Source organism: Teichococcus aerophilus, assembly GCF_014490485.1.
Taxonomy (GTDB): Bacteria; Pseudomonadota; Alphaproteobacteria; order Acetobacterales; family Acetobacteraceae; genus Pseudoroseomonas; species Pseudoroseomonas aerophila.
In genome coordinates, this window is record NZ_JACTVA010000033.1 from 51259 (window position 1) to 60867 (window position 9609).

Here is a 9609-nt window from a genome sequence, read left to right on the forward strand (position 1 = left end):
TTACAACATGACTGCGGCGCCGGGAGCATGCCCCACGGCGCCGTTGCCAGCCCTCAAGTGCGACACCTAGCGCCCCCACGCAGGGGGGCGCAAGGCGTTACGCCTTCGGCGCTTCTTCTTCAGCAGCAGCAACCGGCACCGTGACGGTGACGGAGCCGCCGGCCGCCTCAACCGCCGCGATGGCAGCCGCCGAAGCGCCAGACACCGTGACCTTGATGGCCCGCTTGATTTCGCCACGCGCCAGGAGGCGCACGCCGACGACCTTGCCACCGGTCCGCACCAGGCCAGCGGCCTTCAGTGCGTCCTCGGTGATCTCAGCGCTCTGAAGGCGGCCCGACTCCAGGGCATCCTCCAGCGTGTTGAGATTGATCGGCGCATATTCCTTGCGGAAGATGTTGACGAAGCCGCGCTTCGGCAGACGACGGTAGATCGGAAGCTGACCACCCTCGAAACCGTTCAGCGACACGCCGGTACGGGCCTTCTGGCCCTTCACGCCACGGCCGGAGGTCTTACCCTTACCGGAACCGATGCCGCGACCAACGCGCTTGAACTTGTTGCGCGCGCCTTCGTTGTCGCGCAGTTCGTTCAGCTTCATCTTACTTCTCCGTGGTCTCGCCCACCTGAATCAGGTGCGCGACCTTGCGGATCATGCCGCGAACGGCCGGAGTGTCCTCCAGCTCCCGCGAACGGCGGATCTTGTTGAGGCCCAGACCGATCAGCGTCTCACGCTGACCGGGCTTGCGGCCGATGGGCGACGCAATCTGCGTCACCACGACGGTCTTCTTCTCAGCCATTGGCCACAGCCTCCGTGCCGGCTTCGTCCTTGCGGCCGCCGCCCAGCAGGTCGGAGACCTTCTTGCCACGGCGCGAGGCAACAGCGCGGGGGCTGGTGCAGCGCGACAGGGCGGAGAACGTCGCCTTGACCATGTTGTGCGGGTTCGTGGAACCCGTGCACTTCGCGACAACGTCGCCCATGCCCAGGGTCTCGAACACCGCGCGCATCGGGCCGCCGGCGATGATGCCGGTACCGGCGGGCGCCGCACGCAGGATCACGCGGCCGGCACCGAAATCGCCGACAACATCGTGATGCAGCGTCCGACCCTCGCGCATCGGCACGCGGATCATCGTCTTCTTGGCGCGCTCGGTGGCCTTGCGGATGGCCTCCGGCACTTCGCGCGCCTTGCCTGCGCCCCAGCCAACCCGGCCCTTCTCGTCACCCACGACGACCAGAGCGGCGAAGGAGAAGCGACGGCCACCCTTCACCACCTTGGCGACGCGGTTGATCGTGACCAGCTTGTCCTTCAGCTCATCGCCGGGCTCGCGCTCGGCGTTGCGATCGGGGCCACGGCCACGGCCGCGACGGTTCTCGTCGCTGCCACCGCTCCTCGGTTCACGTGCCATATTCTGTGCTCCTTAGAACGACAGCCCGCCCTCGCGGGCGCCGTCCGCCAGGGCTTTCACCCGGCCGTGATACAGGTAGGGCCCACGGTCGAAGACGACCTCGGTCACCCCGGCGGCGATGGCGCGTTCGGCCAGCAGCTTGCCGATGGTGGTCGCGGCATCCTTGTCGGCACCGGTCTTGAGGCTGTCGCGCTGCGCCTTCTCGAGCGACGAAGCGGCAGCGAGCGTGCGGCCGGCCTTGTCGTCGATGACCTGGGCGTAGATGTGACGGCCCGAGCGGAAGACCGACAAACGCGGACGACCACCACTCTTGAGGCGAAGCTGGAAGCGCAGACGCGCACGACGGCGGGTCTGCAAAGCGAGTTTGTTCGCCATTTACTTCTTCTTCCCCTCCTTCCGGAGGATCGTCTCGTTGTCGTAGCGCACGCCCTTGCCCTTGTAGGGCTCGGGGCCACGGAAGCCGCGGATCTCGGCGGCCACCTGACCGACGCGCTGCTTGTCCGAACCCTCGACCTTGACGGCCGTCGGGCGCTCGCAGGTGATCTTGATGCCCTCAGGCACCGGGTAACGGATCTCGTGGCTGAACCCGAGGTTCAGCACCAGCTCCTTACCCTGCACCGCGGCACGGTAACCCGTACCGGTGATCTCCATCGACTTCGAGAAGCCGGTGGAAACGCCGATGCACATGCCGTTAATCAGGCTGCGGGTGGTGCCCCACATGGTGCGGGCCCGGCGGTCGTTCCCCTTGGGGGAGACGGCCACTTCGTTGCCCTTGATCTCGATGTCCACGGCATCCGTGACGATCGGCAGGGACAGCTCGCCGAGCTTGCCCTTGGCCGTCACGACGCCGTCGTTCAGCGAGACGGTGACACCGGCGGGAACGGAGACGGGATATTTGCCGACGCGCGACATGCTTCTCCCTCCCTCAGAACACGCGGCAGAGGACTTCGCCGCCAACATTGGCAGCGCGGGCCTCATTGTCGCTCATCACGCCGCGGGGCGTGGACAGGATGGAGATGCCGAGGCCGTTGTAGAACTTCGGCAGCTCCTTGATCTTGGAGTACACGCGGCGGCCCGGCTTGGAGACACGAGTGATCTCCTTGATGGCGGGCTCGCCCTCAGAGTACTTCAGCTCGATGTCGAGCACGGCCACGCCGGGGCGCACCTGCTCGGAACGCCAGGCGCGGATGTAGCCTTCGCGCTTCAGGACATCGAGAACGTCGGAACGCAGGCGGCTGGCCGGCGAAACGATGCGGCTGTGCTTGGCGCGCTGTCCGTTACGGATGCGCGTCAGCATATCGCCGAGGGGATCGGAGAGAGACATGGAGAGCCCCCTTCCTTACCAGCTGGCCTTAACGAGACCCGGGATCTGACCAACGGCGGCCAGGTCGCGGAGCGCGTTACGGCTCAGCTTGAACTTGCGATAATTGGCGCGGGGGCGACCCGTCAGCTCGCAGCGCAAGCGCACGCGCACACGGGCGCCGTTGCGCGGCAGCTCAGCGAGCTTCAGCGACGCTTCGAAACGCTCCTCAACCGGAAGCTCACGGTCCATGACCGTGGCTTTCAGCGCGGCGCGCTTGCCAGCGTGCAGCTTCGAGAGGCGCTCACGGCGCTTGTTCTTCTCGACAGCCGATGTCTTGGCCATACGGTTATAATCCTCCGGAACCTGCCCGGTCTGGCTCAAGAGGCCAGCCGGGGCGGTTTTCCAAACTCAGTTGACGAAAGGAAGGTCGAAGGCCTTGAGCAGAGCCTTAGCTTCCTTGTCCGTCTTCGCCGTCGTGACGAACACGATGTCCATGCCGCGGATCTGATCCACCTTATCATAGCTGATTTCGGGGAACAGGATCTGCTCCTTCAGGCCCAGGGCGAAGTTGCCCCGGCCGTCGAAGCCCTTATTAGCAGGAAGGCCGCGGAAGTCACGCATGCGAGGCAGCGCGATCGTCACCAGACGGTCGAGGAACTCGAACATCCGGGCGCGACGCAGCGTCACCTTGCAACCGATCGCCTGGCCTTCGCGGATCTTGAAACCCGCGATCGCCTTCTTCGCCTTGGTCTTGACCGGCTTCTGGCCGGCGATGAGCGTCAGCTCACCGACCGCGACGTCGAGCTTCTTCTGGTCGCCGGCGGCTTCGCCGACACCCATGTTGATGACGATCTTCTCGAGCTTCGGCACTTCCATCGGATTGCCGTAGCCGAATTCCTCAGCCAGCTTCTTCCGCACCACTTCGGCGTAGTGCGTCTGAAGGCGAGGGAGCTCCTTCACGTCGCTCATGCGTCAATCACCTCACCGGAAGGACGGGCAACCCGCACCTTCTTGCCGTCCTCAAGCACCTTGAAGCCGACGCGGGTCGGCTTGCCGGACTTCGGATCGAGCAGGGCCAGGTTCGAGAGGTCGATGGTCGCCTCCTTCTCCACGATCCCGCCTTCCTGGCCCGCGCTCTTGGGCTTGGTGTGGCGCTTCACGACGTTGACGCCCTGCACCACCGCGCGGCCATCGGCCGGCAGAACGCGCAGAACCTCACCCTTCTTGCCCTTGTCCTTGCCCGTGAGGACCTGGACCTGATCGCCCTTTTTGATCTTGGCGGCCATGATTACAGGACCTCCGGCGCCAGGGAGATGATCTTCATGAACTTGCGCGCACGCAGCTCACGGACCACCGGGCCAAAGATACGGGTGCCGATGGGCTCGTTCTGCTTGTTGATCAGAACGGCCGCATTGCGGTCGAAGCGGATGGCCGTGCCATCGCCGCGACGCACCGGATAGGCGGTGCGGACGATGACAGCGCGCTGCACATCACCCTTCTTCACCTTGCCGCGCGGAATCGCTTCCTTGACGGAGACGACAATGATGTCGCCCACCGACGCGGTGCGGCGCTTCGAGCCACCCAGCACCTTGATGCACTGAACCCGGCGAGCGCCGGAGTTGTCGGCGACTTCCAGGTTGGATTCGACGATAATCATCGATCGCTACCTCAGACCGCTGCCGGCTCGGCCGCGGCATTAAAGCCGGCCGGTGCCGCAACGGGCTCGCCATTGCGCGCGACCAGAAGCCAGGTCTTGCGCTTGCTGATGGGACGGCATTCCTCGATCGAAACGAGGTCGCCTTCCTTGCACAGGTTCGCGTCGTCATGCGCGGCGTACTTCTTAGAGCGCCGGATGAACTTCTTGTAGAGCGGATGCATAACGCGACGCTCGACGAGAACCGTAATGGTCTTGTCCTGCTTATCGCTGGTCACCCGCCCGGTGAGGACGCGCTTCGGCATTGCCGGGGTCTCCTCGTCAGGCTTTGGCTGCCGAGCGAGACTGCTCGGCAAGCACCGTCTTAACACGCGCAATGTCGCGACGCACCACCTTGATGCGGGAAACCGCTTCAAGCTGACCTGTTGCGCGCTGGAAGCGCAGGTTGAACTGCTCCTTGCGGAGGTCCAGCAACATCGCCTTCAATTCGTCCGGGCTCTTAGCCCGGACGTCCACGATCTTCGTCATCTGATCAGAGCTCCGCCGCACCCAGACGGGTGACCAGCTTGGTCTTGATCGGCAGCTTCGCGGCACCCAGAGCCAGGGCTTCGCGCGCCGTCTCCAGGCTGACGCCGTCGATCTCGAACATGATGCGACCCGGCTTCACGCGGGCCACCCAATACTCCGGCGCGCCCTTACCCGAACCCATGCGGACTTCCGCAGGCTTCGTGGAGACGGGAACGTCGGGGAAGATGCGGATCCACACGCGACCGGCGCGCTTCATCGCACGCGTGATCGCGCGGCGGGCCGCCTCGATCTGACGCGCGGTGACACGCTCGGGCTCGAGCGCCTTCAGGCCGTAGGCGCCGAAGGTGAGGCTGAAGCCACCCTTCGCCAGGCCCTTGATACGACCCTTGTGCGCCTTCCGGAACTTCGTCCGCTTCGGACTCAACATGGTGCCAATCCCTTAGCGCTGAGGCGCCTGCTCGGCGGCGCGCTTGTCCTGCGCCATCGGGTCATGGCCCAGAATCTCGCCCTTGAAGATCCACACCTTGACACCGCAGGTGCCGTAGGTGGTCTTCGCCGTAGCCGTGCCGTAATCGATATCGGCGCGGAGCGTGTGCAGCGGCACCCGGCCCTCACGATACCATTCCATGCGCGCAATCTCGGCGCCGCCCAGACGGCCACCGCAATTGATGCGGATGCCACCGGCACCCAGACGCATGGCGGACTGCACGGCGCGCTTCATCGCACGGCGGAACGCCACGCGGCGCTCCAGCTGCTGCGCGATGCTCTCGGCCACCAGCTGCGCCTCGATTTCCGGCTTGCGGATCTCGACGATGTTCAGCGCCACTTCGGCCCCGGCCAGCTTGGCCAGGTCCTTGCGCAGCACCTCGATGTCGGCGCCCTTCTTGCCGATCACGACGCCCGGACGGGCGGCATGGATCGTCACGCGGGGCTTCTTCGCCGGACGCTCGATGATCACCTTGGAGACGCCGGCGCCCTTGAGGCGGTCCTTCAGCGTCTTCCGCAGCTTCAGATCATCGTGCAGCAGGCGGGAGTAGTCGGCATCAGCGAACCAGCGGGAATCCCAGGTCCGGTTGATGCCGAGCCGCAGCCCGATCGGGTTTACTTTATGGCCCATGTTACGCGGCCTCCTGCTCTGCAGACACGGCTTCAGCCTGCGCTTCGGCCACCGTGATCGAGATGTGGCTGAACCACTTCTCGACGCGGGACGCCTTGCCGCGGCCACGCGCATGGAAGCGCTTCATCACCACGGCGCGACCAACTTCCACGCGCGAGATGACCAGGCGGTCAACGTCGAGCTGGTGGTTGTTCTCACCGTTGGCGATGGCGCTTTCCAGCGTCTTCTTCACCGTGTCGGAGATGCGGCGCTTGGAGAAGGTCAGGATCGCGATCGCGTCCTGCGCCTTCTTGCCCCGGATCAGACCGGCAACGAGGTTCAGCTTGTAGGGCGACACGCGGATGTTCCGCGTGACGGCCTGCGCCTCGGTCTCAGCCAGGCTGCGGGGGTGCTTCGGCTTGCTCATATCGCCTTAGCCCCTCTTCGCCTTCTTGTCCGAAGAATGGCCGGTGAAGGTACGGGTCGGCGAGAACTCGCCGAACTTGTGCCCCACCATGTTCTCCGAAACCTGAACCGGGATGAACTTCTTGCCGTTGTAGACACCGAAGGTCAGCCCGACGAACTGCGGGAGGATCGTGCTACGACGCGACCAGATCTTGATGATCTCGTTGCGCGTCGAGGCACGGGCCGCTTCCGCCTTGTTCAGCAGGTAGCCGTCGACGAACGGCCCCTTCCAGACACTGCGCGACATCGCGGTCAGCCCTTCGTAACGTTGCGGCGACGAACAATCAGCTTGCTCGTACGCTTGTTGGTGCGGGTCTTGTAACCCTTGGTCGGCTTGCCCCACGGCGTAACCGGGTGGCGGCCGCCCGAGGTCCGGCCTTCACCACCACCATGCGGGTGGTCGACCGGGTTCATCACGACACCGCGCTGATGCGGCTTGCGGCCCAGCCAGCGGCTGCGGCCAGCCTTGCCGAGATGCTGGTTCTGGTTGTCCGGGTTGGACACCGCGCCGATGGCGGCGATGCATTCACCACGGACCAGACGCAGCTCACCGGACATCAGCTTGATCTGCGCGTAGCCGGCATCCTTGCCGACCAGCTGGGCATAGGTGCCAGCCGAACGCGCGATCTTACCACCCGCACCGGGCTTCATCTCGATGTTGTACACGATGGTGCCGACCGGGATCGCACCGAGCGGCATAGCATTGCCCGGCTTGATATCGACCTTCTCACCGGCCACGACCGTATCGCCCACCTTCAGGCGCTGCGGAGCGATGATGTAGGAAAGCTCCCCATCCTCGTACTTCAGCAGCGCCAGGAAGGCGGTACGGTTCGGATCGTATTCCAGCCGTTCGACCGTCGCGGGCACGTTGAACTTGCGCCGCTTGAAGTCGACAAGGCGGTAGGACTGCTTGTGTCCACCCCCACGGAACCGGACGGTGATGCGACCATGATTGTTGCGGCCGCCGGAGTGGCTCTTGCCCTCCGTCAGCTGCTTGACCGGCTTACCCTTGAACAGCTCGGAACGGTCGATGAGGACCGTCCCGCGCAGGCTCGCGGTAACCGGGTTAAAGTGCTTCAGCGCCATGGCGTTAAGCGAGCCCCGTCGTCAGGTCGATGCTCTGGCCCTCGGCCAGACGCACGACAGCCTTCTTCCAGTCGGAGCGCACGCCTTCACGGCCGCGCACCCGCTTGGTCTTGCCCTTCACGACGAGGGTGTTCACGGAGACAACCGTCACCCCGAACAGAGCCTCGACAGAAGCCTTGATCTCCGGCTTCGTCGCACCCAGCGTCACCTTGAAGGAGACCTGGCTCTTCTCGCCGAGCCCGGCCGCCTTCTCGGTCACCAGCGGGGAGAGGATGGTTTGATACATCTTCTCGCGCGACAGCACCGGCTTCTTCTTCGCAGTGGTCTCGCTCACGACAGCCGCTCCTTCAGGGCCTCGATGGCCGCGCGGGTGACCGCGAGCACATCATGGTTGAGGATGTCGTAGACGTTGGCGCCGAGGGTCGGCAGCACGTCCACGTGCGGCAGGTTGCGAACGGCGCGGCCGAAGCCCTCTTCCACCGTCACGTCCACCACCAGCGCGCTCTTCCAGCCCAGCGCCTTGACCTTGGAGGCCATGGCGGAGGTCTTGGCATCCGCGCCCAGCGAGACCGTGTCGAGCACGATCAGCTTGCCTTCGGCGGCCTTCTGGCTCAGCGCGCTGATCAGGCCCAAGCGGCGGACCTTCTTGTTCAGCGAGTAGCCATGGTCGCGCACGACGGGACCGTGCACCACACCACCGGTGCGGTACTGCGGCGCGCGCAGCGAGCCCTGGCGGGCGTTACCCGTGCCCTTCTGGCGATAGGGCTTCTTGGTCGTACCCGAAACCTCGCCCATCCCCTTCACCTTGTGGGTGCCGGCGCGGCGCTTGGCGAGCTGCCAATGCACCACGCGCGCCATGATATCGGCGCGGGGGGAGGTCGCGAACACGTCGTCCGGCAGGTCGATATCGCCTGCCTTGCCGTTATCCAGCGTGATGACCGGAACCTGCATTGTCCTACTTCCTCAGGCCACGGCCGCGGGGAACGGAGCATCAGCGTGGCGTGCATGCTTCACAGCATCCCGCACCAGCACGTAGCCGCCCTTGGCACCCGGAACCGCGCCCTTCACCAGAAGCAGGCCCTTGTCGAGGTCGAAACCAGCGACTTCCAGGTTCTGCGTGGTGATACGCTCAACGCCGAGATGGCCCGCCATCTTCTTGTTCTTGAAGGTCTTGCCCGGATCCTGACGGTTACCCGTGGAGCCGTGCGAGCGGTGCGAGATCGAGACGCCGTGCGAGGCTTCCAAACCGGCAAAGTTCCAGCGCTTCATGGCGCCGGCAAAACCCTTACCCTTGGACGTACCCGTCACGTCGACGATCTGGCCCTTCACGAAGTGATTCGCGGAGAGCTTCGCGCCAACCTCGAGCGCAGCGTCGGAACCGACGCGGAACTCGACAACCTTCAGCGGCGCCTCGACACCCGCCTTGGCGAAGTGACCCTTATTGGGCTTCGAGACATTCTTCGGCTTCGCCAGGCCAAAGCCCAGCTGAACCGCATCATAACCGTCCTTCTCCGCCGTGCGGGCAGCCACCACGCGCACCTGATCCAGGTGCAGCACGGTGACGGGCACAGTGGAGCCATCGTCGTTGAACAAGCGGGTCATACCCAGCTTCTTCGCGATCAGGCCGGTGCGACCATTCTTCGCGGCCATGGTAATTCCCCCGGCCTTAGAGCTTGATCTCGACGTCCACCCCGGCGGCCAGGTCGAGCTTCATCAGCGCGTCCACGGTCTGCGGGGTGGGGTCGACGATATCAAGCAAACGCCGATGCGTCCGAATTTCGAACTGCTCACGGCTCTTCTTGTCGACATGCGGCGAACGGTTCACGGTGAACCGCTCGATCTGCGTCGGCAACGGGATCGGGCCGCGCACGCGCGCGCCCGTCCGCTTCGCGGTGTTCACGATCTCCCGCGTGCTGCCATCCAGCACGCGGTGATCGAACGCCTTGAGGCGGATGCGGATGTTCTGGCTGTCCATGACTGGCGCCTATCTCTTCCCGCTGTCCGTTACGCGCTGATGCTGGCGACGACGCCGGCGCCAACGGTACGGCCACCTTCGCGGATGGCGAAGCGCAGGCC

22 protein-coding genes are annotated in these 9609 nt (G+C 64.9%); all 22 read right to left on the bottom strand.

Going from position 1 to position 9609, the window contains the following annotated elements; translation table 11 throughout:
• Positions 1-97 precede the first annotated feature (97 nt).
• A complete protein-coding gene (gene rplO, locus IBL26_RS16720) occupies positions 98-595 on the bottom strand; it encodes a 50S ribosomal protein L15 (RefSeq protein WP_187785647.1) in 498 nt (165 codons plus the stop codon).
• Between the two features lies 1 nt (position 596).
• Positions 597-794: a 50S ribosomal protein L30 gene (gene rpmD / locus IBL26_RS16725; protein WP_187785648.1), complete on the bottom strand. Its 198-nt coding sequence runs from the start codon at positions 792-794 to the stop codon at positions 597-599.
• Positions 787-1401, bottom strand: a complete 615-nt coding sequence (gene rpsE, locus IBL26_RS16730; RefSeq protein ID WP_187785649.1) for a 30S ribosomal protein S5 — start codon at positions 1399-1401, stop codon at positions 787-789. The genes rpmD and rpsE overlap by 8 nt, the downstream gene beginning before the upstream one ends.
• A gap of 12 nt (positions 1402-1413) precedes the next feature.
• Positions 1414-1776, bottom strand: a complete 363-nt coding sequence (rplR, locus tag IBL26_RS16735; protein ID WP_187785650.1) for a 50S ribosomal protein L18 — start codon at positions 1774-1776, stop codon at positions 1414-1416.
• On the bottom strand, positions 1777-2313 hold the full coding sequence (gene rplF, locus IBL26_RS16740; protein ID WP_187785651.1) for a 50S ribosomal protein L6: 537 nt from the start codon (positions 2311-2313) through the stop codon (positions 1777-1779). It lies immediately after the preceding gene.
• Positions 2314-2326: 13 nt separating this feature from the next.
• A complete protein-coding gene (gene rpsH, locus IBL26_RS16745; protein ID WP_187785652.1) occupies positions 2327-2725 on the bottom strand; it encodes a 30S ribosomal protein S8 in 399 nt (132 codons plus the stop codon).
• Between the two features lie 15 nt (positions 2726-2740).
• Positions 2741-3046 carry a 30S ribosomal protein S14 gene (rpsN, locus tag IBL26_RS16750; protein ID WP_187785653.1) on the bottom strand — a complete coding sequence of 102 codons (306 nt, stop codon included), beginning with the start codon at positions 3044-3046 and terminating at the stop codon, positions 2741-2743.
• A 66-nt stretch (positions 3047-3112) separates the two neighbouring features.
• Entirely contained in the window at positions 3113-3673 is a 561-nt protein-coding gene (rplE, locus tag IBL26_RS16755; RefSeq protein ID WP_187785654.1) for a 50S ribosomal protein L5, read from the bottom strand.
• Positions 3670-3990 carry a 50S ribosomal protein L24 gene (rplX, locus tag IBL26_RS16760; protein ID WP_187785655.1) on the bottom strand — a complete coding sequence of 107 codons (321 nt, stop codon included), beginning with the start codon at positions 3988-3990 and terminating at the stop codon, positions 3670-3672. Before rplX ends, rplE begins: the two co-directional genes overlap by 4 nt.
• Positions 3991-3992: 2 nt before the next feature.
• Positions 3993-4361, bottom strand: coding sequence for a 50S ribosomal protein L14 (gene rplN, locus IBL26_RS16765; protein WP_120637985.1), 369 nt, complete (start codon positions 4359-4361; stop codon positions 3993-3995).
• A gap of 11 nt (positions 4362-4372) precedes the next feature.
• A complete protein-coding gene (gene rpsQ, locus IBL26_RS16770; protein ID WP_187785656.1) occupies positions 4373-4663 on the bottom strand; it encodes a 30S ribosomal protein S17 in 291 nt (96 codons plus the stop codon).
• A gap of 16 nt (positions 4664-4679) precedes the next feature.
• Positions 4680-4886, bottom strand: a complete 207-nt coding sequence (gene rpmC, locus IBL26_RS16775) for a 50S ribosomal protein L29 (RefSeq protein ID WP_187785657.1) — start codon at positions 4884-4886, stop codon at positions 4680-4682.
• A 4-nt stretch (positions 4887-4890) separates the two neighbouring features.
• Positions 4891-5313, bottom strand: a complete 423-nt coding sequence (gene rplP / locus IBL26_RS16780; protein ID WP_187785658.1) for a 50S ribosomal protein L16 — start codon at positions 5311-5313, stop codon at positions 4891-4893.
• Positions 5314-5325: 12 nt separating this feature from the next.
• Positions 5326-6003 carry a 30S ribosomal protein S3 gene (gene rpsC / locus IBL26_RS16785; protein WP_187785659.1) on the bottom strand — a complete coding sequence of 226 codons (678 nt, stop codon included), beginning with the start codon at positions 6001-6003 and terminating at the stop codon, positions 5326-5328.
• Between the two features lies 1 nt (position 6004).
• Positions 6005-6409, bottom strand: a complete 405-nt coding sequence (gene rplV / locus IBL26_RS16790; protein ID WP_187785660.1) for a 50S ribosomal protein L22 — start codon at positions 6407-6409, stop codon at positions 6005-6007.
• A 6-nt stretch (positions 6410-6415) separates the two neighbouring features.
• Positions 6416-6694, bottom strand: a complete 279-nt coding sequence (rpsS, locus tag IBL26_RS16795; RefSeq protein ID WP_007004406.1) for a 30S ribosomal protein S19 — start codon at positions 6692-6694, stop codon at positions 6416-6418.
• 5 nt (positions 6695-6699) lie between these two features.
• Entirely contained in the window at positions 6700-7533 is an 834-nt protein-coding gene (gene rplB / locus IBL26_RS16800) for a 50S ribosomal protein L2 (RefSeq protein WP_187785661.1), read from the bottom strand.
• A gap of 4 nt (positions 7534-7537) precedes the next feature.
• Positions 7538-7834 carry a 50S ribosomal protein L23 gene (locus IBL26_RS16805; protein ID WP_187785667.1) on the bottom strand — a complete coding sequence of 99 codons (297 nt, stop codon included), beginning with the start codon at positions 7832-7834 and terminating at the stop codon, positions 7538-7540.
• A 29-nt stretch (positions 7835-7863) separates the two neighbouring features.
• Positions 7864-8484: a 50S ribosomal protein L4 gene (gene rplD / locus IBL26_RS16810; RefSeq protein WP_187785662.1), complete on the bottom strand. Its 621-nt coding sequence runs from the start codon at positions 8482-8484 to the stop codon at positions 7864-7866.
• 12 nt (positions 8485-8496) lie between these two features.
• A complete protein-coding gene (gene rplC, locus IBL26_RS16815; protein WP_187785663.1) occupies positions 8497-9183 on the bottom strand; it encodes a 50S ribosomal protein L3 in 687 nt (228 codons plus the stop codon).
• A gap of 16 nt (positions 9184-9199) precedes the next feature.
• Positions 9200-9508 carry a 30S ribosomal protein S10 gene (gene rpsJ / locus IBL26_RS16820; protein WP_159998182.1) on the bottom strand — a complete coding sequence of 103 codons (309 nt, stop codon included), beginning with the start codon at positions 9506-9508 and terminating at the stop codon, positions 9200-9202.
• A gap of 29 nt (positions 9509-9537) precedes the next feature.
• Positions 9538-9609 (bottom strand): EF-Tu C-terminal domain-related protein (locus IBL26_RS16825; protein ID WP_206684248.1); only part of this gene is annotated, 72 nt, incomplete at its 5' end.

What these genes read in the sequence shown, in the direction of transcription:
- rplN (WP_120637985.1), bottom strand. Translation starts at nt 4,361, where the DNA reads ATGATTATCGTCGAATCCAACCTGGAAGTCGCCGACAACTCCGGCGCT.
- rplF (WP_187785651.1), bottom strand. Translation starts at nt 2,313, where the DNA reads ATGTCGCGCGTCGGCAAATATCCCGTCTCCGTTCCCGCCGGTGTCACC.
- rplX (WP_187785655.1), bottom strand. Translation starts at nt 3,990, where the DNA reads ATGGCCGCCAAGATCAAAAAGGGCGATCAGGTCCAGGTCCTCACGGGC.
- rpsH (WP_187785652.1), bottom strand. Translation starts at nt 2,725, where the DNA reads ATGTCTCTCTCCGATCCCCTCGGCGATATGCTGACGCGCATCCGTAAC.
- rpsN (WP_187785653.1), bottom strand. Translation starts at nt 3,046, where the DNA reads ATGGCCAAGACATCGGCTGTCGAGAAGAACAAGCGCCGTGAGCGCCTC.
- rplR (WP_187785650.1), bottom strand. Translation starts at nt 1,776, where the DNA reads ATGGCGAACAAACTCGCTTTGCAGACCCGCCGTCGTGCGCGTCTGCGC.
- rplO (WP_187785647.1), bottom strand. Translation starts at nt 595, where the DNA reads ATGAAGCTGAACGAACTGCGCGACAACGAAGGCGCGCGCAACAAGTTC.
- rplD (WP_187785662.1), bottom strand. Translation starts at nt 8,484, where the DNA reads ATGCAGGTTCCGGTCATCACGCTGGATAACGGCAAGGCAGGCGATATC.
- rpsS (WP_007004406.1), bottom strand. Translation starts at nt 6,694, where the DNA reads ATGTCGCGCAGTGTCTGGAAGGGGCCGTTCGTCGACGGCTACCTGCTG.
- rplP (WP_187785658.1), bottom strand. Translation starts at nt 5,313, where the DNA reads ATGTTGAGTCCGAAGCGGACGAAGTTCCGGAAGGCGCACAAGGGTCGT.
- rplB (WP_187785661.1), bottom strand. Translation starts at nt 7,533, where the DNA reads ATGGCGCTGAAGCACTTTAACCCGGTTACCGCGAGCCTGCGCGGGACG.
- rpsQ (WP_187785656.1), bottom strand. Translation starts at nt 4,663, where the DNA reads ATGCCGAAGCGCGTCCTCACCGGGCGGGTGACCAGCGATAAGCAGGAC.
- rpsC (WP_187785659.1), bottom strand. Translation starts at nt 6,003, where the DNA reads ATGGGCCATAAAGTAAACCCGATCGGGCTGCGGCTCGGCATCAACCGG.
- rpsE (WP_187785649.1), bottom strand. Translation starts at nt 1,401, where the DNA reads ATGGCACGTGAACCGAGGAGCGGTGGCAGCGACGAGAACCGTCGCGGC.
- rplE (WP_187785654.1), bottom strand. Translation starts at nt 3,673, where the DNA reads ATGAGCGACGTGAAGGAGCTCCCTCGCCTTCAGACGCACTACGCCGAA.
- rpmD (WP_187785648.1), bottom strand. Translation starts at nt 794, where the DNA reads ATGGCTGAGAAGAAGACCGTCGTGGTGACGCAGATTGCGTCGCCCATC.
- rplC (WP_187785663.1), bottom strand. Translation starts at nt 9,183, where the DNA reads ATGGCCGCGAAGAATGGTCGCACCGGCCTGATCGCGAAGAAGCTGGGT.
- rplV (WP_187785660.1), bottom strand. Translation starts at nt 6,409, where the DNA reads ATGAGCAAGCCGAAGCACCCCCGCAGCCTGGCTGAGACCGAGGCGCAG.
- rpmC (WP_187785657.1), bottom strand. Translation starts at nt 4,886, where the DNA reads ATGACGAAGATCGTGGACGTCCGGGCTAAGAGCCCGGACGAATTGAAG.
- rpsJ (WP_159998182.1), bottom strand. Translation starts at nt 9,508, where the DNA reads ATGGACAGCCAGAACATCCGCATCCGCCTCAAGGCGTTCGATCACCGC.